This window comes from Solidesulfovibrio sp. DCME (genome assembly GCF_049995385.1).
Classification (GTDB): Bacteria; Desulfobacterota; Desulfovibrionia; order Desulfovibrionales; family Desulfovibrionaceae; genus Solidesulfovibrio.
Map to the genome: position 1 here is coordinate 2398941 of NZ_CP188261.1, position 20340 is coordinate 2419280.

The window sequence follows — 20340 nt, forward strand, 5'->3', positions numbered from 1 at the left end:
GATCAGGTGTTGCCGTCATCCGACGAATCCGTCGACGGGCCGGAAGCGATGTGGGAGAGGAAGGCGGCCTGGGCGTCGGGTGCCATGGAAAAAACATGTTCCGGTCCCGGAAAAGCGCCGGTTCTAACCGCATCCCCCCACTGCGTCAACGCCTCCACGACCTGTTCTCCCAGATTGGCGTAACGCTTGACGAACTTTGGCAAGAACCGGTCGTAAAGCCCCAGCACGTCATGAAAAACCAGCACCTGGCCGTCGCAGTCCGGGCCGGCGCCGATGCCGATGGTCGGCACGGGCAGCCGCCTGGTCACCTCGGCCGCGACCGGCGCCGGAATGCACTCCAGCACAATGGCGAAACAGCCCGCCTCGGCCAGGGCCAAGGCGTCGCCCAGCAGCTTCGCCGCCGCCTCGGCCGTCTTGGACTGGACCTTGAACCCCCCCAGGGCGGCCACATGCTGCGGGGTGAGCCCCACATGGCCGATCACCGGTATGCCGGCGGCCACGATGGCCCGCACCTGCGGCAGCACCTCGCGCCCGCCCTCCAGCTTGACCGCGCCGGCCCGGCCCTCCTTCAGGAACCGCCCGGCATTGGCCACGGCCTGGGGCACCGAAACCTGGTAGGACAGAAAAGGCATGTCGGCCACGACCAGGGCCCGCTGCGCCCCGCGCGACACCGCCTTGGTGTGGTGGAGCATCTCGTCCATGGTCACGGACAGGGTGTCCTCGTGGCCCAGCACCACCATGGCCAGGGAGTCCCCGACCAGCAGCATGTCCAGGCCGGCGGCCTCGGCCAGGCGCGCCGCCGCGAAATCATAGGCCGTCAGCATGGCCAGCTTGCGCGTGCCCTTGGCGGCCAGCACCGCCGGGGCGGTCATCTTCGTCATGTTCCACCACTCCTTCGGCCTTGCGCCCGGCCGGTCTTTGGCCTATGTGCCACGGCCATGCGCATCTGCATCACCGAACGTCGGCTCGACCGCATCCGCGACGTGCTGTCCAGGCGGCAGACCGATCTGACGCTCGTCATAAACAACATCCACGATCCGCACAACGTTTCGGCCATATTACGAAGCTGCGACGCCTTCGGTATCCACCGCGTCCATCTGCTGTACACCGAAACGGCCTTTCCCGCCCTGGGAAAAAAATCCTCGGGTTCGGCCAAGAAATGGGTCGAAACCAGGCGCCACCAAAGCGCTGCCGCCCTGGCCGACCACCTCAAGGGCCAAGGCTTTTCCCTCGTGGCCACCAGCTTCTCCGAATCGGCCCGGCCGCTGCCGGCCTGGGACCTGACCGGGAAAGTCGCCATCATCCTCGGCAACGAACACCGGGGCGTGGACGAGGACCTGGCCCCCTTCATCGACGGAGCGCTTTATATTCCCATGCAGGGCATGGTGCAAAGCCTCAATGTCTCCGTCGCCGCCGCCGTCATCCTCTACGAAGGCTTCCGCCAGCGCTTCGCCGCCGGCTGCTACGACGCGCCCTGCCTGCCGGCCGAGGAACTGGACCGGCTGACGCAACTGTGGGCGCAGAAGTAGCACGGGGCAGGGGAGGCAAGCATGCCTCCGGCGGCCGGGACGCTGTCCCGGACCCTGCCAGGGCGCTGCCCTGGGCCCGCCAGGAGGGGATGATCCCCTCCTGGACCTCCCCGACGGGGGCGGGTGGGGGCATGGTCGGGAATGTCGGGCGGCGGGGCGTTGGTCGTGGTGGTCGCGGAAAGGGGCCAGCCGACACTGGCCGCAAAGCCGGCCAGCACGGCAGGCCCCTTTCCGCGACCACGGGCGCCAGCGGCGAAGCGCCGCATGTGAAGAGACAAATTCCTTTTCATTGAGGCTTCCAAAGCAAAAAATTCCACCCCCCTCGGCCCGAAGGGCCGACGGCTGGGCGAGGCCGGAATTTCCCTGTCGAGCCTGCCGCGAAGCGGCGGCAGCGACAGGGAAATTCCGGCCTCGCATCTTCGGGCCGCACAGGCCAAGCCTCCCGGTGACCGCAGCCCCCGCCGCCCGCCGACGCCGGTGGGGGGGCCTGGGGGGCGTCACGCCCCCCAGCGGAGAGGTCTGGAGAGGCAGCGCCTCTCCAGCGGGTCCAGGGCGGCGCCCTGGCGACCATTGGGGCGGCGCCCTGGCCGGGGCGGGGCGGCGCCCCGGTGGATGGTCCGGGGCCTTCCCGCCATCCGTCAATCCTGTAACTGGCATCCGGCCGGGGGAACCGTTACACGACGCCGAGGAGTGCCCGTCATGATGGATTTGGAAGCGAATGCGGCGCGTTTCGATGGCTTGGCCACGGTGTATGAATCCAGCCGGCCGCGGCCGCCGGCCGTGCTGGTGGATTTGCTGTGCCGTTATGCCGGCGTCGAGCGGCCGGAGATGGTCGTCGACCTGGGCAGCGGCACCGGCCTGGCCACGCGCCTGTGGGTCGGCCGGGCCCGCACCATTATCGGCATCGAGCCCGCCGACGACATGCGCCGGCTGGCCATGGCCGCGACGGCGGACCTGCCCGGTGGCGCGGACGTGCTCTACCGCCGGGGGTATGGTGACGAGACCGGGTTGCGGCCCGGTTGCGCCGACATCGTCACCTGCTGCCAGTGCCTGCACTGGATGGACCCGCAGCCGACCTTCGACGAGGTGGCCCGCATCCTGCGCGAGGAGGGCGTGTTCGCGGCCGTGGACGCCGACATGACGCCGTCTTTTGGCACGCCGGCCGAGGAGGCCTTCAGCGCCATGCGCCGGCGGGCGCGGGCTCTGGAAGAGAAGCTGCGCCTGACGGCGGTGAAACGCTGGGACAAGGACGGGCACCTGGGCCGCATGGCCGCTTCGGGCCGGTTCCGGTTCACGCGCCAGGTCACGATGCACCAGGTGGAGCCGGGCAGCGGCCAACGCCTGCTGGCCCTGGCCTTGTCTTTTGGCGGCGTGGCCACGTTGCTCAAAAATGGCGTATCGGAGGCGGCTTTCGGCCTGGATGTCGTCCGCCGGGAGATCGCGGCCATGGGGGAGGAGGAATTCCCCTTTCACTGGAGCTATACGGTGCGCCTGGGCGTCAAGTGACCGGAGGCCGGATGGCGGCGGACGAGGCGTATTGGGTGCTGGCCGTGGGCGGCCCCTACGATCCCGGGGATTTCGAGCGCCGGGAACTGGCCAGGGTGCGGCTGCGCCAGGAACTGCTGCTTAAGGCCATCGTGCCCGAGGAATACGTCTGGGTCTGGGACGAGACCGACCGGGCGCAGCTCGTGTTGCGGACATTCGCCCGGCTGGAGCAGGCCGAGGCGTACGGGGCCTATCTTTCCGGCCGGGGCCTTACCGTGTGCGTGCGCCGGGCGTTCGGGGACGCGGGGCAAGTGGACTGAGGCTGTTCCCGGCCTGTCGCTTGGGTGTTCGTCGGCTGTTCACAACGGCGCCTTGCCTGTGCCCTTGCTGTGCGTAAAGCAAGCAACATCCTGTGATCATGGATTGTTTTTAGTCCAGCTGCCGGCAGTGATGTCGCCTTCCGTGTGCCTTTACGGTGCATAACACAAGCAACTTTCTGTCATCATTGGTTATTTCCAATCCTGCTCCTGGTAGTGTCGCTTTCCGTGTGCCTTTGGTGCGCATAACGGCACGAACATGCTGTCATCGTGGGGATATTTTTTTCTGCTGCCGGCCTCGGCCGGGGGGGCAGGCTTGGCCGCCACCCGGCCGGGCTGGCCTTCGGTTCCCTCGTTTTGTTCCTTTCGTGTTCCCGGCGTGTCGCCAACCTGTGCGTTGCCTGTGCCGCTGCATGGGGAGAGGGGGCGATGAGCGCCGTGTTCCTGGTCTGTCGCCAGCCTGTTCGTTGCCTGTCGCTTCCCACCGGTTCGCAGTGCCTTTCCCGTGACAAACGGTTCGTTTCCTGTCGCCGGGGTGTTCCTAACGGCGGCGAGGCTGTCGCTTCTCTGTGCGCAAAGACATTAATAAGCTGAAAAGCAAGGAATTGTTTCCAAATGGGCCAAGGCCTTTGCCAAAGCCCCCGGATCGGACATACCTTGGCGCCATGACGCTGCCCTTCGATCCGCGCCTCGCCTCCTGGTTCGCCGCCCACGTCGGCGCGCCGACCGACATCCAGCAGCGCGCCTGGCCCCGCATCGCCGCCGGCGAGCACGTCCTGGCCGTGGCCCCCACGGGCTCGGGCAAGACCCTGACCGCGTTTTTGTGCGCCATCGACCGCCTGGCCACCGGGGTTTGGCCCACGGGCCGGGTGTCGGTGGTTTACGTCTCGCCGCTGAGGGCCCTGGGCACGGACGTGCGGGCCAACCTGCTGACCCCCCTGGCCGGGATTCGCCGGGCCTTCGAAGCGGCGGGCACGCCCCTGCCGCCCATTCGGGTCGAGGCGCGAAGCGGCGACACCCCGGCCGAAGCCCGGCGGCGCATGCTGCGAAAACCGCCGGAAATCCTGGTCACTACGCCGGAATCCTTGAACCTGCTGCTCAGTTCCCAGGGCGGCCGGGGCCTGCTCGGCGACGTGCGCCTGGTCATCCTCGACGAGATCCACGCCGTGGCCGGGACCAAGCGGGGCGTGTTCCTGCTTGCGGCCGTGGAGCGGCTGGCCCTTTTGGCCGGGGAGTTCCAGCGGGTGGCCCTGTCGGCCACGGTCTCGCCCCTGGGCACGGTCGCGGCCATGGTCGGCGGGATGATGCCCTCACCGGGCGATCCCGCCACGCTTGTACCGCGTCCGGTGGCTGTCGTTTCCAGTGCGGCCCGCAAGGACATGGACGTACGGGTGCGCCAGGTCCCCTGGCCCGGGGGCGACCGCGACGGCGGCTATGTCAAGGCCGTGGCCGCCGACATCCGGGAGCGCATCCGCGGCAACCGGACCACGCTCGTCTTCGTCAACAACCGCAAGCTGTGCGAAAAGCTGGCCCGGCTGATCAACGACGGCGCCGACGCGACCATCGCCTACGCCCACCACGGGTCGCTTTCGCGGGAGTTGCGCCAGTCCGTGGAAACGCGGCTGCGGGCCGGGGAGCTCAAGGCGGTGGTGGCCACCCACTCCCTGGAGCTGGGCATCGACATCGGCGCCGTGGACGAGGTGCTGCTCGTCGAATGCCCGCCCACGGTTTCGGCCGCCGTGCAGCGCATCGGCCGCAGCGGCCACAAGGTGGGGGAGGTGAGCCGGGCGGTTTTCCTGCCCACTTCGGACAAGGACCTGCTGGAGGCGGCGGTCATGGCCAAGGCGGCGAACGCCCGCGAAATCGAGGCGCTGCGGCCGGTGGTGGCGCCCCTCGATGTCCTGGCCCAGACGCTGGTGGCCATGTGCGGCGTCGAGGCCTGGCCCGAGGACGCGCTCTACCGGGCCGTGCGCCGGGCCTGGCCCTACCGCGACCTGTCCCGGGCCGCCTTCGACCTGACCCTCGGCATGTTGGCCGGGCGCTACGGCGCCACGCGCATCCGGGAACTGGCGCCGCTTCTGGCCGTGGACGGCCTAAGCGGCGTGGTTTCGGCCCGCAAGGGCGCGCTCCTGCGGCTGTACGCCTCGGGCGGGGTCATCGCCGACCGGGGCTACTACGCCCTGCGCCGGGTCGAGGGGGCCACGCGCCTGGGCGAACTCGACGAGGTTTTCGTCTGGGAAGCCCGGCTCGGCCAGGTGTTCGCCTTCGGCGCCCAGAACTGGCGCATCGAGCGCATCACCGACGCCGACGTCTTCGTCTCCCCGGCTCCGGCCGGCTCGGTGCCGGCGCCGTTCTGGCTGGGCGATCCCCGGGCGCGCGACCGCCATTTTTCGGCGCTTTTGGCCGATTTTCTCGAACAGGCCGACACCCGCCTGGACGATCCCGACTTCGCGGAAGAACTGCGACAGGACTATTTCCTGGAGCCCGAGGCGGCCGCGGCCCTCCTCGCGTATCTGCGCCGCCAGCGCGAGGCGACCGGGGCCGGCCTGCCCCACGGGCGCCACCTGGTCGTCGAGACCACGGCCACCGGCCCCGGCGGCGCGCCCGGCAGCCAGGTCATCCTCCACCTGCCCCTGGGACTGGCCGCGACCGCCCCCCTGGGTTTGGCTCTGGAAGCGGCTCTGGCCGAGGTGTTCGATGAAGCCGCGCCGGTCTATGCCGGCAACGACTGCCTGGCCGTGACCCTGCCCGGCGACCGCGATGCCGCCGCCATCCTCGACGCCTTGCCGCCCGAGCGCCTGGGGGAGTTCCTGCGCCGCCGCCTGGAAGGTTCGGGCTCCTTTGGCGCGGCTTTTCGCGAGGCGGCCGGCCGGGCGCTGCTGCTCCCCCGCGACGGCTTCGGCAAGCGCCAGCCCTTGTGGATCACCAGGCTTCGGGCCCGAAAGCTGCTCGCCGCCGTGGCCGGCTACGGTGATTTCCCCATGGTGCTCGAAGCCTGGCGCACCTGCCTGGCCGACCTGTTCGACGTCGAGGCCGCCCGGGGTTTCCTGGCGGCCGTGCGCGCCGGGGACGTGTCCGTGAGCTTCGTGCGCACGCGCGTGCAAAGCCCGTTCGCGGCGGATATCGTCTGGCGGCATGTCACGGAATACATGTACCTGACCGACGCCGGCACGGCCGCAGGGCCGACGGGCGCCCGGCCCGACCTGGTGGCCGAGGTGGCGCGCGGGCCGTCGCGGCCGGCCGTGCCGCAGGGCGTGGTGCGCACCTTCGTGGCCAGGCGCCAGCGCCTGTTTCCCGGCTACGCCCCCTCGGGCGCCACGGAAGTCCTCGAATGGCTCAAGGACCGGGTGATCGTGACGGAAAGCGAGTGGCGGGAGCTGCTGGCCGCTGTCGCGCGCGACCACGGCGAGCCGGCCGAGGTGTTGACTGAAGCCTTGGCGTCGCACCTGGCCCGGGTGCGCGCCCCGCACGGCGGCGGCGAGCGCCTGGCCGCCCTGGAACTGGCGGCGGACGTGGCCCTGGCCCTCTACGGCGAGGCCTCCCTGGCCGTGCCCCTGGCCCCGGGGGCGCGGGCCGGCAAAAGCGCCGCCGCATCCGCCGAGGAAGCGGCCGCCCGGCGCGAGGCGCTGCTGGCCCAGTGGCTGTCCTACCATGGCCCGCTGGCCCTTTCGGACATGGCCGATCGGCTTGGCCTGCCGGAAGCCGGGCTGGCCGAGGCGGCCCGGGACATGGCCGAGGCCGGGCGCTGGGTGTCCGGGGAGCTGGTGACGGGGCGGGCCGGGACGCTGTGGTGCGATGCGGCCAATTTCGAAACCCTGCTGCGTCTGGCCCGGGCGGCCCGGCGGCCGGCGGTGACGGCCTTGCCGGCCGATCGGTTGCCGTATTTCCTGGCCGTGTGGCAGGGCTTGGCCCGGCCGGCCGGGGATGCCGCCGGGCTGGCCGAGCGCCTGGAGCGCCTGGCCGGGCTTCCCCTTCCCGCCGCGCTGTGGGAAACGGACATCTTGCCGGCCCGTTGCCGGGCCTACGATCCGGCCCTGCTCGACGCCGCCCTGGCCGAGACGGGTTTGGCCTGGTTCGGCGCGGGCCTCAAAAAGGTCCTCTTCGCCCGTCCCGAGGACCTCGACCTGGCCGGCTTCGGGCCGCCGCGCGCAGACGACGGACTTTTCCCCGATCCCCGGGCTGCCTACGATTTTTCCGCGCTGCTGGAGATCACGGGCCTGTCGCCGTCGGCCTTGGCCGCTCGGCTGTGGGAGGCGGCCTGGCAGGGCGTGGCGTCCTGTGACAGCCTGGCCGTGTTGCGCCGGGGCGTGGCCACGGATTTCACGCCCGAGGCCGTCGCCTACGCAACCGGGCGCGGCGGACGCCGGACCGTGCGTCGCACCGCCCCGGCCCGGTTCGCCGCGAGCCTCCCGGCCGCCGGCACCTGGCGGCGGCTGCGCGCCCCGGCCCCGCCCGAGGACGCCCTGGCCCGCGAGGAACTGGCCATGGACCGGGCCAGGCTGCTGCTGGCCCGCTACGGCATTGTGTGCCGCGACATGCTGGCCAGGGAAGCGTCGGCTTTCGCCTGGCCGGGCGTTTTCCGGGCCTTGCGGCGCATGGAGCTTTCGGGCGAGGTGGTTTCCGGGGAATTTTTCGCCGGTTTGGCCGGGCCGCAATTCGCCACGGGCCGGGCCGTGCGCCTGGTCGCGAGCGGCCTTGGCGGCGAGGAGCCCTGGTGGTGCGTCGGGCGCGATCCGGCCGCCGTCTGGGGCCTGGGCGCAGCCGGACAGGGCCTGGCGCTGCCGCGGCGCGCGGCCGGTTGCGCCGTCGCCTTTGTCGGCGCGCGGCCGGTGTTGACGCTGGCGGCCGGGGGAGCGCGCCTCGAAACGGCCCTTGCCCCCGACGACCCCAGGCTGCCGGCCGCCTTGGCTCCCTTGGACAACCTGCTTTCGCGGCGCGTGACGCCCGAGCCCCGGCTGGCCGTGGCCAGCGTCAACGGACAGCCGGCCGGCGCCAGCCCCTACCTGGCCATTTTCCGCTTACTCTTCGAAGCTGTGCGCGAACCCCGAGGGCTGGTGCTGTTCAAGGGGCGCGGCCCTGTTCCCGGGGCCGCGCCCCTTGCCCCTTGACGGTGGCCGCTCGTGTCGCGTCCCTGAAAAGGAGAGGTGCTTATATGGAAACAACCAACTAAAATAATTATTCTTTAAGGGTAGCAACACGAGGGCTACTGGTCGCCGAGCAACAGGCTGTTGGTCGCGCTGGTCGACTCCCCGGTCGGCAGAATGCGCAGGGCGTGGCTGAAGCTCGTGTAATACCAGGCCGTGGAGCGAAACGGCCGCAAGTGGACGCCCAGGGGAATGGCCACGTTGTTGGAATCGTAGACCACGGGGCTGTTGTCGTGGCTGTCGAGGACCAGCGGGTCCGGGCCTGAGCCCAGGGAGCCGACCCACATGATGACGTGGGTGACCGGGCCGGTGGGCGACCCCTTGATGTAGAGCAGGTCGCCGGTTTGCAGCAGGCCGCAGAGCGTGGCGAAATCGGGCGGGACATTGTCCACGGAAGCGGCCACGACCTTGGGCGTGATGTTGCCCACGCCCCCCGGGCCGGGGATGGGCGTGGTGGGCAGGGCCTGCACGGCCACGGCGGTGACGAGTTTGATGCCCAGGCCGTAGTTGTAATACCACGACGAGAAATCCGAGCAGTCGATGCCCGGCGTCTGGCAGCCGATGAGCGTGTCGCTGTAGGGCCAGTCCGCGGGCGGGTCCCAGTCCGGGATGTGGTGGTGCTGGTAGTAGCGGCCGATGTATTGGGAGGCCGTGTAGACAACCCGCTCTCGTTTCCATTGCAGCGGCGAACAGCCGGCGTTGGTCGGCACGGATATGGCCGAGTACTGGGTCGGTGGCGGCCCCCAGGTGATGTCACCCTGGTTGTAGGCCGACTGGTTATACCAATCGGCATAGGGCATGGTGGATTCCAGGGTGGTGTCGTTGCGTGGCGACTGGTCGAAGCCGATGGACAGACTTGCCGTGTTGCAGGTGAAGGTCAAGGTGTAGGGCGAGGTGTAGGGTCCGGGATAGTTGCAGGTGCCCGCAGTGCTTCCGGGCGTGTTCGGTGCCCCGGCCTGTTGGGCCAGGCCGGCCGCCGCTGTTGCCGCCACGAACAAAAACCCTGCCAACACCAGCCACAAGCCTCCCCGGCCGAAAGGGGAAAACAAACGATACGACATACACACTGCTCCGCGCGTTGGTGAACACCGTCCTTGGGCCAATTCCCTAGCATTGCCTTAGAGGGCGGCAGCCTTTTTGGCAAGGGCCGGGAAGCGGTGTTGCCAAGGGCAGGCGAGTGCCGGGCCTACGGCGCAGCCCCACCGCCATCGTCGCGGCCGAGGGCGGCCGGATTGTAGGGGTCGTTGGCGGCCAGCTCCGGCGCAGCCCCACCGCCATCGTCGCGGCCGAGGGCGGCGGCCAGGGATGCGGCCAGCAACCGGTTGATCCGGTCAAAGGCTTCGCCGCCGGCCCGGGCGAAGCGCTGGTTCACTTCCAGTTCCACCCCGAGGTAGCGCTGGCCGAAACGGCGGCGAAAGGCCGTGACCAGGCCGTCGGCGACACCCCGATAAGGATAGTTGCGGCGAAGGACAAGCCCCGCGTCCAGGGCGGCCAGGGCGTCGCGCCAGGCCAGGCAGAAGCGTTTTTCGGCCGGCCGGGCCGGATCGTAGAGAAAACCCACGTCGCAGCGGCGGGTCAGGCCGCCCAGGCGGGGCACGAAGCTGTGGCTGGCGATGTGCGCGACGGTGTCGGCCTCGGCCAGCAAGCGCGTGACGGTTGCGGCCACGGCCTGCCAATGGGGGCGGTGATGGGCGTCGCGGATGGCCTGGCGGGCCTTGGCGGGCAGGGGTTTGGTGACTTCGGAGTAGAGCCCCGGGTGGCCTTCGCTGCGGTTGCAGTCGATCAGAAGCCGGGTGACGGCGGTGGCCAAAACCGGGGCGCCGACCGCCTCGGCCAGCCGCCGGGCCGTTTCCAGGGCGCCGCGGTCGTAGCCGCGATGGGAGGCCAGCAGGTCCTCGAAGCCCCGCAAAAGCGGCCCATAGGCGGGCGGCACGACGTTTACGGCGTGCTCACAGGTAATAAGCGGCGCCAAGCAGGCCGACATTGAACGACTCGTTTTTTTCCAGGCAGTCGCACAACTGGCCGTAGACGGACAGGATGTTGCGCGGCCGGTAGTCGCCGTCCAGGGCGGCCAGGATGCGCCGGGCCAGGCTCGACTGGTCCACCAGCACGGGCAGCGGCTTGTCCCAGGCCGGGTCGTAGTCCATGGTCGGAAGCAGGCTGTGGACCAGCCGCCGCCAGATGACCCGGGCCGGGATGTCCGAGGGCGCGTAGACGCCGAAGAGCCGGGCGTAGGCCTGGGGCACCACCGTGCGGCCGGCGTTGGCGATGGTCTTGGTGAAGACGGTGGCCAGCTCCCGCGTGTCCCAGGCTTTTTGTTCCTCGTAGGTGGACCAGCGTTCCTCCACCAGGCCCTTCAGGGCCGCCACGACCACGCCGGCCAGGGCCAGGTCGGCGGCCGGGCATTCCTGGGTGTCCAGGACCCGTATTTCGATGGTGGAGCGGTCGAAGCGGGCGATGGCCCCCCGGGCGTTTAAAAATTCGTCCTGGAGCAGGCCGGCCGGGTCCAGGGGGGCGATGTCGCGGTACATGGGGGCCAGGATGTGGTCGCGGTATTCCTGTTCGGAGAAAACCGCCTCGGGGATGACGGCGGCCATGACTGAAGGGACACGCGCGGCGTTTTTGGAATACTGCTCCATACGCGTGTCGAGGAAGCCCGTGAAGCGGCCGTCGAGCAGGGGCGAGGAGGCGGCCAGGGCCGGCATGATGGGCAAGAGGACGCGGATGGCGGCATGGAGGCGGCCGAACTCGTCGTCGCCCCGAAAGGGCAGGTTGAGGTGCATGCTTTGCAGGTTGGACCAGCCATGGCCCTTGCAATCGAAGATGGCGTCGAAGGCCTTGTAGATCTCGCCGTGTTCGTTGGGCCACAGCACGGTCTCGGCCAGGGGGTCCATGAAGGGATGGGCGCCCGTGGGCATGAGCCGCCCGCCCAGGGGGGCGAGCAGGGTGTCGGCCATGGCCACGTGCTCGGCGAAAAGGCCGGCCAGGCCGTTGAGGCTTTTGGCCGGCTGGCTGACCTTCATCTCCAGCACGTGATTGACCAGTTCGTTGGACCAGGTTAGCGCGCCCATGGGAACGTCGGCCGCGCCGTTTTTTTGGGCGGCGGCGGCCAGCAGCTTGTCGGCCACGGGCAGCACGGCGAGCGTCTCCCGGTTGACGATCATGTATTCGATTTCCACGCCATAGGCGGAGAAAAGGGGTCTGGCCCGGCTCATATGTTGAGGCTCCCGGTTTTGCGGCGTTCGATGCGTTTGAGAAAGACTTCCACCACGCGCAAATACAGTTCGTCCTGCAGGACCTCGTCCTCGAAGCCCGCGTCGATATTGGGATTGTCGTTGACCTCGATGACGTAGACCTTGTTGCCCACCTGCTTGAGGTCCACGCCGTAGAGGCCGTCGCCGATGGCGTCGGCGGCCTTCTGGGCGGCGGCGATGACTTTTTTGGGGACCTTGCCCACGGGCAACGTTTCGACCCGGCCGTAGATGTCCTTGCCGGACTCGCCCTTGCGCAGGATCTGCCAGTGGCCGGCGGCCATGTAGTACTTGCAGGCGAAAAGCGGCCGCCGGTCAAGGATGCCGATGCGCCAGTCGAAATCCGAGGGCAGGTATTCCTGGGCGATGACCAGGTCGGACTTGGCCAGCAGCCGCCGGGCCTCGCTGACGAGGGTGTCGGATTCGCGCACCAGCACCACGCCCTGGGAAAAGGCGCTGTCGGGCTGCTTGAGCACGCAGGGAAGCGACAGCTCCTCGCGGATGTGGTCGATGCCCTTGGCGTGGGCGATGACCGTGCGCGGGGCCGGGATCTTGTGGCGGGCGAGCAGCTCGGCCAGGTAGACCTTGTTGGAGCAGCGCAGGATCGACTGGGGGTCGTCGATGACCACCAGCCCCTCGGCCACGGCCTTGCGGGCCATGCGGTAGGTGTGGTGGTCGACGTTGGTGGTTTCGCGGATGAAAAGCGCGTCGAATTCCGACAGGCGGTTGGAGTCCTCGTTGGTGATCAGTTCCACGCCGACGCCGAGCGTCTCGGCCGCCTTGACGAAGCGCTTGAGGGCCTTGGCGTCCGAGGGCGGCCGGGGCTCGTCCGGGTCGTGGAGGATGGCCAGGTCGTAGCGGGACACGGGCCGCTTGGGGATGATGAGCTTTTTGCCGGCGAAGTATTCGGTGGAGACCGACTCGGCGAAATCGCGCTCCCCGGCCGGGATGTCCTTGACGGACAGCGGCGAGACGTTTTGCAGCTGCCAGCCGCCGCTAAAGTTGAGGTCGGCCCGCAAAAAGGGCGACGGAAAGAGCTTGAAAAGCCGGGAAGCCAGCTGTTCCAGGCCTTTTTCCGGGGTCTTGCCGAAATAGGCCGAGAAGGAGAGCTTCTCGGGCGGCCGGTCGGCCAGGGCCCGGGCCATGACCTCCTCCAGTTCGTCGGAGGCCAGGCGGATGATGCCGAGGGACTTCATGTCCTGGATGGCCGTGATGGAGGGCACGGGCTTGTGCCCGCGGGCCTCGGCCAGAAGCGACACGTAATAGCCCATGGATTGGTAACGGTAGGAACGGCAGATATTGATGATCTTGACGCCCCGAAGGCCGGTGAAGGTTTCGTCGGTCAGATAGGCCCGGGCCGCCACGGGTTCCACGCCGGAAAAGACCAGCGAGCAGTCCTCGGGATTTTCAATGACCACCAGAACGGACACGATCGAAGGCTCCTTTGCCGTCCCTGGGGACGGCTTTTTTGCGGGGGGAGAGCACCAGCAGGTTGGCGTCGCGGGTGATGATGCCGAGCATCACGGCGCACACCAGGTGGTTGAGCGTCACCTGGTAATACTGGCTCTCGCTGATGGGGTTGGGCAACAAGGGATCGGCGATGTGGGCGGTGCGGCTTTCCTGGTCGTAGCCGCCGATGACCACGAAATGCCCGGAGGGCTCGCCGCGCAGGTCGTCGAAGATCATCTTCCCGTCCGCATCGTCGCGTTCGCGGGCGGTGCGGTAGAGGTAGGTGGCGGACAGCCCGGCCAGGATGGGCCGGTCGCGCTTGAGGATGGCCCGGATCAGCCCGGCGGTCAGGTCCTCGAACCGCACCTCGCCGCCCAGGCGCAAAAATTCCAGGGTGGCCTCGGTGACGGCCCGCAGGCGGGCGCTTTTTTTGTAGCGGCGCTGGCGGGCCAGCTTGTCGGCCAGGTCCACGGGGGCGCCGTCGGTGAACCAGGTCATGTCGAACACGGTCAGGTCGAAGGTGTAGAGCCGGGCGGCGTAGCCGCGCGACAGGGCGTGACAGCCGAGCAGGGCCGCCAGGGTGCCGCCGCCGGGCAGGGTGGCCGTCTGGGCGATGACGGCGGCCAGCGGCACGTCGTCGCCGTAATAGCGGTAGATGGCTTGCAGGCAGGTCGGGCCGCAGGTGGTGTCGTCGGGCTGGGCCTCGATGGGTATGGCGAGCTGTGCGCGCACGGGTTTGGCCGATACCACGGCCTTTTTCGCTTGGCCATGGCCGTTTTTTTCGATTTTACGGATTTGTCGCGTGATGGCAAGTCGTTACGAAAACATGGCCGCCGCCGGGCACGGCAATTTTCGCCACCCCACCGGCCGGTTGGCCGCCTGGTGAGCGGGAGCGTGGTCCCGGTGGCCCGACGGTCGCCGGAAGCATTGCAAAAGCGTCATGGCGGCCGGCGGCCTATTCGAAGTGGATTTCCTCTTCCTTGACGATCTGGAAGGCCTTGTTGGACTTGACCAGGCCCGGGATGCCCCGGAACTTGCGCACGCCCTGGATCTCGGCGTCGAGCAGGGCGTCCACGTCGTTATCGAGCATGATGATGTCGCCGGGCTTGAGGGAAAGGAGCTGGCGGCCGGTGATTTGCGATTTGCCGAAACGCACGAGCAGCTCCACGGGCGTTTCCATGAGCCGCTCCTTGAACCGGGCGATCCAGGCGTGGTCCACTTCCAGGCGCTCGGTCTGGAAGGAGGCGTAGAGCTTGGAGCGGATGGGTTCGATGGTGGCGTAGGGCAGGCAGACGATGAGCGAACCGATGGCGTTTTCGAGTTCCACCTCGAAGGTGACCACCACCACCACGTCGCTTGGCGGCACGATGGCCGCGAACTGGGGGTTGACCTCGCTGCGCACGAGTTCGATGTGGACCTCGTGCACGGGCTGCCAGGATTCCTCCATGTTTTCCAGGGCGATGCGTACCACGCGGTTGATGATGGCCTGCTCGATGGGCGTGAAGTCGCGGCCTTCGATTTTCGGCTGGGAGCCGGCGCCGCCGAAAAAGCTCTCCACCATGGCGAACACCAGCCGCGAGTCCACCACCAGGATGGCGTTGCCGCGCAGGGGGTCGAGTTTGAAGATGTTGATGGAGGTCGGCACGGGCAGGGAGCGCATGAAGTCGCCGAACTTGGACATGTCGATGGAGATGGGGTTGACGTCGGCCCGCTTGCGCATGGCGTTGGCCATGGCGTTGGAGGCCAGGCGGGCGAAGCGGTCGTTGATGATCTCCAGAACCGGCATGCGGCCGCGGATGATGCGGTCCTGGTTGGACAGATCGAAGACCACCACCCCGGAGTCGTCCTCCAGGATGTCGGTCTCCGCTTCGATCTCGCCGCCGGAAAGCCCGCGCAGCAACGCATCGACTTCGTCCTGATCGAGAATCTTGCTCATGTCCGCACCTTCGGCCTTTTCGCAAGGAAAGTATAGGGATGCCGGGCCGAATTGAAAAGGGCGTTTTCCGTAAGGCGTCTCCCGCAACCGGACGAGGCCGACAGGACCGCGTCAGCAAAGGCATTATGCCGCATTCGTCACGGGAGTCCAGAGGGCGGCAGCCCCTTGGCCGCCGCAGGCATTCCCCCTGCCCGGCTTCCCCTTCGCCCCCGCAAACAACGACCGGCCGCGTGGCGCGGCCGGTCGCATCCGCCGTTGCCGGCGGGAAGAGCCTGGCCGCGCGCGGCGGCGAGTTGCGTCCCTTAAAACATGCGATAGTTTTTTAAGAAAAATAGTCAGTTATGTGTTGTGTCCACGTAAGTGTAGACCCTTTTCAAGGACGCGGCACTAGAAGCTGACGTTGAGACCCAGGGTGCCGCCGAAGCCGTTGACGCCCTGGTTGTTGAACTGGCCGAGGTGCAGGTATTTGACCGAGCCCTTGAGGCTGAGCTGCTGGGTGAGCCCGACGGTGGCGCCGAGTTCGGCGTTTTCGGTGACGTTGTTTTCGAAGCCGTTGTAGGGGACCTTGGCGTCGGCCCACAGCCCGCCAACACCGGCGCCGACGAACATGGTGGCCGGCCCGGTGGCCAGGAAATGCCAGCGGGCGTTTAGGCCCGCGCCGATGCCGTTGGCCGGCGTGGACTTGGTGCCGTAGCCGTAGTCGGTCTCGAACTTCTTGCTCTGGTTGATGTAGGCGCCCATGCCTTCGGCCTCCACGGCCACGTTGTCGAAGACATAGTAGGTCAGGGCGCCGCCGTAGGTGTAGATCGAGCTGACCCGGTCATTGGTGGTGCCGTAGGCGCTGAAGCGGGGCTCGAAGTTGAACGTGCCGGCCGACAGGGTTTGGGCCATGACCCAGCTTGTCGACGCGGCCAGCACCAGGCCGGCGAATCCGAGGGCTACGAGGAGTTTGCGTAAAATCGCGTCCATTTCCATCTCCCTGATCGAACGGATTGAGGATCGCTTGCGGTAAATCAAGAATCGTGCCAGGAACTGGTGACGGTGGTTTGTATCTAATCTACTGAAATGATGTGACTAAATCGGAAAACTCCGCCGGGTGGGGCCAGTGGGGGGGGCCGGGATCGTATGATTTTTTCAGAAATTCAAACGGGCGGGGCGTCCGGGTGCGGGGCGAATAGGAAGCGGCCGGCGGTCATGGGACCACCGGCCGCTTCCGCGAGCTGTCGGGGCAAGGGCCGTTGGCGCGTTGCCGGGTGTGGGACGCTCAGGCGGCGCCGCGCTTGTCGGCCAGGCGGGCGCGCAGCCAGTCGTACCAGTCCTCCAGGCCCTCGCGGGTGCGGGCCGAGACCGGGAAGACGCTGATGCACTCGTTGAGGACCTTGGCGTGGCGGGTGGCCCGTTCCAGGGCGAAGTCCACATAGGGCAGCAGGTCGATCTTGTTTAAGACCAGCGCGGCGGAAATGTGGAACATCAGCGGGTATTTCTCGGGCTTGTCGTCGCCCTCGGTCACGCTTAAAAGCGTCACCTTGAAATCCTCGCCCACGTCGAACTCGGCCGGGCAGACCAGGTTGCCGACGTTTTCAATAAAAAGGATGTCCAGGCCGTCGAGGTCGAGGTTCTTGATGGCCTCCTGAACCTGGGCGCTGGTCAGGTGGCAGCCGCCCTCGGTGTTGATCTGCACGGCCTGGGCGCCGGTTGCGGCCACGCGGCGGGCGTCGTTGTCGGTTTGCAGGTCGCCCTCGACCACGGCCATGTGCAACTGCGGGGCCAGGTCGGTCAGGGTGCGTTCCAGGAGGGTGGTCTTGCCGGCCCCGGGGGAGCTCATGAGATTGAGGACAAGGATGCCTTTTTGGGCGAAGAAGTCCTTGAGGTCGGCGGCGATGCGGGCGTTGGCCTCCAGGATGTTGCGCACCACGGGAATCTGCATGGCAAGCCTCCGCTATTCGAGTTCGAGGTATTCGATGTAGAGTTCGCGACCGCTGAGGACGGTGTGGCCGAGTTCCTCGCCGCAGGCCGGGCAGGGGGCGAAGGCCGATTTCCCTTGCGGGGAAAATTCCCGGCCGCAGGCCCGGCAGCGCAGCACCACCGGGTTTTCCTCCAGCACGAGCCTGGCCGTGGCCAGGCGGGTGTCCATGGTCAGGGCCGTGAAGGCCATGTCCAGGGCCTCGGGCACGATGGCCGACAGCCGGCCGTGGCGGACCTTGACCGTGACCAGGGTGTCCTTGCCGTGCTTGGCCATCTCGTCTTCGATGAGCGCCAGCAGGCTTTGGGCGATGGAGAGTTCGTGCATGGGGTTCCCGGTCTACGGCAAAACGGCGGCCGCGTAAAGGAAGGGGAAGGAAAAAGGGCGTCAGCCGAACCAGGGCGCGAGCAGGACGGCCACGACCATGGCCGGCAGCAGGTTGGCCACGCGGATTTTCAAAAGCCCCAGCATATTGAGGCCAATGGCGATGATGAGCAGGCCGCCGACGGCGGTCAGTTGGGTCAGGCGGTCGGGGGTGAAGAAGTCGTGGCTGGCCGCGCCGAGGACCACGAGCAGGCCTTCGTAGAGGGCCACGGGCAGGCAGGACAGGATGACGCCGGCGCCGTGGGTGGTGGCCAGGATCATGGCCACGGAGCCGTCGAGGGCGGACTTGGCGAAAAGTAGGGTGTGGTCGCCGCGCAGGGCTTCGTCGAAGGAGCCAAGGATGGCCATGGTGCCGGTGCAGAAGATGACCGTGGCGTTGACCAGGCCGTCGGTAAACAGGGCGTTGTCCGAGCGCAGCCGGGTTTTGAGGGCGTCGCCGGCCCGGGCCATGAAGCGTTCGATGTCGACGAGTTCGCCGAGGATGGCGCCGGAGAGCATGCTGACGACCACGAGCAGGGGGGCGTTGCCGGCCAGGGCCATCTTGAGGCCGATGAGCAGTATGGACAGGCCCAGGGCGTGGAACATGCCGGCGCGGACGCGGTCGGGGAAGCGGCCGTGGAGCAGCAAGCCGAGCAGGCCGCCGGCGACGATGGCCGCGCCGTTGACCAGGGGACCGATGGGGAACATGGCGACTCCTCGCCCGAAAGGGGCAGGGGAGGTCTATCCGTTCCGGCCGGGCGGCACAAGGGTGAAATATCTTGACGAAAACAGGCGAATAGGGGTATTTATTTCAATTCCTGCCGGGATGGCGGAATTGGTAGACGCAGTGGACTCAAAATCCACCGGTCGCAAGGCCTTGCGAGTTCGAGTCTCGCTCCCGGTACCATTTATATTTCTAAGTATTTCGTACAGTTGCCTTTTTCAGTTTCACGGCATCGGCAAAACCCGTCAGGTACTCAACCTGGGTACAAAGAGGGGTTTTGACGGTGCCTTCTTTTTTACCAAAATCGGCCCATCATCTTCTTTGCAAAGGCGGTCGGTTTTATTTTCGTCGCCTCATTCCGCATGATTTACGTCCTCTTTTCCAAAAAACCGAAATCAAATACTCTTTGGGTGCCGTTGGCATCAAGATGGCCCGTATCCAGGCAGAGTACATTTCATACAAAATAAGTGCGTTATTCCAAGGATTGAGGATGAACAAAGAACTGAAAGATTTGTCTGGCGAAGATATTTCAATGTTGCTCGGAAAATATTTTGAAGAAATCCGAACTGTTAGAGAGTTGGCGGATGTTAATGATAATGATGTTCTTGATAAAAAAGAGTACGATAGCTTGATTAGGGCAAAAACAGAGCAAGCGATATATTTCAAAAAAACATTATTAAAACTTGAATCTGATGATTTTGCCAAAAGTATGCTTGATGGATATTTAAGGAGTTGCGAAATTGAACCAGACCATGACCATCAAAAATACGCAATTCTAAAGCGCGGATTTATTCTACAATATAAAAAGTATTTTGATGATTTGGTAAAGCGATACAGCGGGGAATCAACATCGCAAGAAGAAGAAAATATTTACAATAAATATCTTTTGCAACTAGATGATAATGCGAGTGAAAATGCTATGGCGCATATAAATAGTTCAAGAAAAGGAAGAAATCAAAAGAAAGTTTATAGGCTAAGTGAAGTTTGGGCAAAATATAAAGAAGATAAAGTAAAAAATGACAACAAACGCGCAAATACTTTAGCGGAGTATGAAAAGTTTTTCCAATTATTTGTAGATATAACAGGAGATGTAGATATTTCAATGGTAGACAAAAGTGACATACGAAAATTTAGAGAAGTTTTACTCAAATGGCCGAAAAATAAAAATAAAATTAAACGCTTTAGAGATAAGACAATCGACGAAATAATTAATATGGATATTCCAGAGGAAGACAGTATAACCGAAAAAACGCGTCGGAATTATATATGTGCATTAATGAGCTATTGGAGTTATGCGGAAAAAATGGGTTATGCAGAAGATAATCCAATTAAAGGATTTGGTGTTAAAATATCAGCAATAAAAGTAAATAAAAAAATTCGCCCTTTTGATAGCATAGAATTAAATAAAATTTTTTCATCATCTGCATATGATGATACGAATGAATATGCATATAGATACTGGTTGCCTGTGATTGGTCTGTTTAGTGGAATGCGCGTGAACGAAATATGTCAACTATACTTAACTGATATAAAAGAAGTGGAAGGAGTATGGGTCTTTGACGTTAATGATGATTTAGACAAGCAAATAAAAAATGAAGCTTCAAGGCGTCTTGTTCCGGTTCATCCATTTTTGATAAATCAATTAGATATTTTGGGCTATGTTGATAAATTGACGCGCTTAAGGTCTGTAAGATTGTTCCCGGAACTAAAAGTTCTTGAAAAAACAGGAAAGTACAATCATGTAGCAAGTCAATGGTTTGGGCGTTTAAAAACAAAGCTTGGTTTCCGCGATGAAATCATAAATTCACGAAATATTAGTAAAATAGTTGTTAATTTTCATTCGTTTAGAAAAAATTTTGGAGATTATTGTAAGCAAAATAAAGTTGAACTGTCCCTAGACGAGCACATGTACAAAAGGATTATGGGGCACACGCTAAACGATATAACCGCTGATGTTTATGCTAATGATTTTTCGCCGCGAGTTCTATATGACAATATAATGATTAAAATGAACTTTGAAGAAATGGTTGATTTTTCGCACGTCATGCGGACCCGTCCTAATGTTAAATAATTATCCGAAATAACTATACTTTATCATCAATCGGGTATATGCTTTTTAAGCGTGTAAATCTTATCAATCAAATCCTCGCAATGATATACCAATGATTGCGCGTCTATC

16 protein-coding genes, 1 tRNA gene and 1 pseudogene are annotated in these 20340 nt (G+C 64.5%); 7 read left to right on the top strand and 11 right to left on the bottom strand.

What is annotated here, in order from left to right; all coding sequences use genetic code 11:
• Positions 1 to 2: 2 nt before the first annotated feature.
• Positions 3 to 881: a 3-methyl-2-oxobutanoate hydroxymethyltransferase gene (gene panB / locus ACP59X_RS10250; protein ID WP_428568932.1), complete on the bottom strand. Its 879-nt coding sequence runs from the start codon at positions 879 to 881 to the stop codon at positions 3 to 5.
• A gap of 57 nt (positions 882 to 938) precedes the next feature.
• Here panB and ACP59X_RS10255 point away from each other — a divergent pair, with 57 nt between their 5' ends.
• The 4 genes from ACP59X_RS10255 (at position 939) to ACP59X_RS10270 (ending at position 8439) form a co-directional block, all read left to right on the top strand.
• On the top strand, positions 939 to 1529 hold the full coding sequence (locus tag ACP59X_RS10255) for a TrmH family RNA methyltransferase (protein ID WP_428568937.1): 591 nt from the start codon (positions 939 to 941) through the stop codon (positions 1527 to 1529).
• A 699-nt stretch (positions 1530 to 2228) separates the two neighbouring features.
• Positions 2229 to 3035 carry a class I SAM-dependent methyltransferase gene (locus tag ACP59X_RS10260; RefSeq protein WP_428568940.1) on the top strand — a complete coding sequence of 269 codons (807 nt, stop codon included), beginning with the start codon at positions 2229 to 2231 and terminating at the stop codon, positions 3033 to 3035.
• 11 nt (positions 3036 to 3046) lie between these two features.
• Positions 3047 to 3334 carry a hypothetical protein gene (locus ACP59X_RS10265; RefSeq protein ID WP_428568942.1) on the top strand — a complete coding sequence of 96 codons (288 nt, stop codon included), beginning with the start codon at positions 3047 to 3049 and terminating at the stop codon, positions 3332 to 3334.
• A gap of 662 nt (positions 3335 to 3996) precedes the next feature.
• On the top strand, positions 3997 to 8439 hold the full coding sequence (locus tag ACP59X_RS10270) for a DEAD/DEAH box helicase (protein WP_428568945.1): 4443 nt from the start codon (positions 3997 to 3999) through the stop codon (positions 8437 to 8439).
• Between the two features lie 95 nt (positions 8440 to 8534).
• Here ACP59X_RS10270 and ACP59X_RS10275 read toward each other — a convergent pair whose 3' ends face one another.
• From ACP59X_RS10275 to ACP59X_RS10320, 10 genes are all read right to left on the bottom strand, one after another.
• Positions 8535 to 9536 carry a hypothetical protein gene (locus ACP59X_RS10275; RefSeq protein ID WP_428568948.1) on the bottom strand — a complete coding sequence of 334 codons (1002 nt, stop codon included), beginning with the start codon at positions 9534 to 9536 and terminating at the stop codon, positions 8535 to 8537.
• Positions 9537 to 9661: 125 nt separating this feature from the next.
• Positions 9662 to 10459 (bottom strand): N-formylglutamate amidohydrolase, encoded by a 798-nt coding sequence (locus ACP59X_RS10280; RefSeq protein WP_428568951.1) that lies wholly within the window; start codon positions 10457 to 10459, stop codon positions 9662 to 9664.
• Complete coding sequence (locus ACP59X_RS10285; RefSeq protein WP_428568954.1) at positions 10425 to 11690, bottom strand: carboxylate-amine ligase; 1266 nt, start codon at positions 11688 to 11690, stop codon at positions 10425 to 10427. Before ACP59X_RS10285 ends, ACP59X_RS10280 begins: the two co-directional genes overlap by 35 nt.
• Positions 11687 to 13156 carry a RimK family protein gene (locus ACP59X_RS10290; RefSeq protein WP_428568957.1) on the bottom strand — a complete coding sequence of 490 codons (1470 nt, stop codon included), beginning with the start codon at positions 13154 to 13156 and terminating at the stop codon, positions 11687 to 11689. The genes ACP59X_RS10285 and ACP59X_RS10290 overlap by 4 nt, the downstream gene beginning before the upstream one ends.
• The gene (locus ACP59X_RS10295; protein ID WP_428568960.1) at positions 13134 to 13925 is read right to left on the bottom strand and encodes a cysteine peptidase family C39 domain-containing protein; all 792 of its coding nucleotides are present in this window, start codon (positions 13923 to 13925) and stop codon (positions 13134 to 13136) included. The genes ACP59X_RS10290 and ACP59X_RS10295 overlap by 23 nt, the downstream gene beginning before the upstream one ends.
• 205 nt (positions 13926 to 14130) lie before the next feature.
• Positions 14131 to 15111, bottom strand: coding sequence for a flagellar motor switch protein FliM (gene fliM, locus ACP59X_RS10300; RefSeq protein ID WP_428568963.1), 981 nt, complete (start codon positions 15109 to 15111; stop codon positions 14131 to 14133).
• Positions 15112 to 15498: 387 nt separating this feature from the next.
• Positions 15499 to 16080 (bottom strand): hypothetical protein, encoded by a 582-nt coding sequence (locus tag ACP59X_RS10305; RefSeq protein WP_428568967.1) that lies wholly within the window; start codon positions 16078 to 16080, stop codon positions 15499 to 15501.
• Between the two features lie 295 nt (positions 16081 to 16375).
• Positions 16376 to 17038, bottom strand: a complete 663-nt coding sequence (gene hypB / locus ACP59X_RS10310; protein ID WP_428568970.1) for a hydrogenase nickel incorporation protein HypB — start codon at positions 17036 to 17038, stop codon at positions 16376 to 16378.
• 12 nt (positions 17039 to 17050) lie between these two features.
• Entirely contained in the window at positions 17051 to 17401 is a 351-nt protein-coding gene (locus tag ACP59X_RS10315) for a hydrogenase maturation nickel metallochaperone HypA/HybF (RefSeq protein WP_428568973.1), read from the bottom strand.
• Between the two features lie 60 nt (positions 17402 to 17461).
• The gene (locus tag ACP59X_RS10320) at positions 17462 to 18145 is read right to left on the bottom strand and encodes a DUF554 domain-containing protein (RefSeq protein ID WP_428568978.1); all 684 of its coding nucleotides are present in this window, start codon (positions 18143 to 18145) and stop codon (positions 17462 to 17464) included.
• A 112-nt stretch (positions 18146 to 18257) separates the two neighbouring features.
• Here ACP59X_RS10320 and ACP59X_RS10325 point away from each other — a divergent pair.
• The 3 genes and pseudogenes from ACP59X_RS10325 (at position 18258) to ACP59X_RS10335 (ending at position 20232) form a co-directional block, all read left to right on the top strand.
• Positions 18258 to 18344: transfer RNA gene (locus ACP59X_RS10325), tRNA-Leu, on the top strand.
• Between the two features lie 100 nt (positions 18345 to 18444).
• Positions 18445 to 18639: pseudogene (locus ACP59X_RS10330) on the top strand (DUF6538 domain-containing protein); the annotation flags it as partial.
• Positions 18640 to 18651: 12 nt separating this feature from the next.
• Positions 18652 to 20232, top strand: a complete 1581-nt coding sequence (locus ACP59X_RS10335; RefSeq protein WP_428570033.1) for a site-specific integrase — start codon at positions 18652 to 18654, stop codon at positions 20230 to 20232.
• Positions 20233 to 20340: the final 108 nt, after the last annotated feature.

Bases quoted from the DNA above. Each gene is read 5' to 3' on its own strand.
- ACP59X_RS10315 (WP_428568973.1), bottom strand. From the start codon at position 17,401: ATGCACGAACTCTCCATCGCCCAAAGCCTGCTGGCGCTCATCGAAGAC.
- panB (WP_428568932.1), bottom strand. From the start codon at position 881: ATGACGAAGATGACCGCCCCGGCGGTGCTGGCCGCCAAGGGCACGCGC.
- ACP59X_RS10265 (WP_428568942.1), top strand. From the start codon at position 3,047: ATGGCGGCGGACGAGGCGTATTGGGTGCTGGCCGTGGGCGGCCCCTAC.
- ACP59X_RS10335 (WP_428570033.1), top strand. From the start codon at position 18,652: ATGAACAAAGAACTGAAAGATTTGTCTGGCGAAGATATTTCAATGTTG.
- ACP59X_RS10320 (WP_428568978.1), bottom strand. From the start codon at position 18,145: ATGTTCCCCATCGGTCCCCTGGTCAACGGCGCGGCCATCGTCGCCGGC.
- hypB (WP_428568970.1), bottom strand. From the start codon at position 17,038: ATGCAGATTCCCGTGGTGCGCAACATCCTGGAGGCCAACGCCCGCATC.
- ACP59X_RS10280 (WP_428568951.1), bottom strand. From the start codon at position 10,459: ATGTCGGCCTGCTTGGCGCCGCTTATTACCTGTGAGCACGCCGTAAAC.
- fliM (WP_428568963.1), bottom strand. From the start codon at position 15,111: ATGAGCAAGATTCTCGATCAGGACGAAGTCGATGCGTTGCTGCGCGGG.
- ACP59X_RS10285 (WP_428568954.1), bottom strand. From the start codon at position 11,690: ATGAGCCGGGCCAGACCCCTTTTCTCCGCCTATGGCGTGGAAATCGAA.
- ACP59X_RS10305 (WP_428568967.1), bottom strand. From the start codon at position 16,080: ATGGACGCGATTTTACGCAAACTCCTCGTAGCCCTCGGATTCGCCGGC.
- ACP59X_RS10255 (WP_428568937.1), top strand. From the start codon at position 939: ATGCGCATCTGCATCACCGAACGTCGGCTCGACCGCATCCGCGACGTG.
- ACP59X_RS10275 (WP_428568948.1), bottom strand. From the start codon at position 9,536: ATGTCGTATCGTTTGTTTTCCCCTTTCGGCCGGGGAGGCTTGTGGCTG.
- ACP59X_RS10260 (WP_428568940.1), top strand. From the start codon at position 2,229: ATGATGGATTTGGAAGCGAATGCGGCGCGTTTCGATGGCTTGGCCACG.
- ACP59X_RS10270 (WP_428568945.1), top strand. From the start codon at position 3,997: ATGACGCTGCCCTTCGATCCGCGCCTCGCCTCCTGGTTCGCCGCCCAC.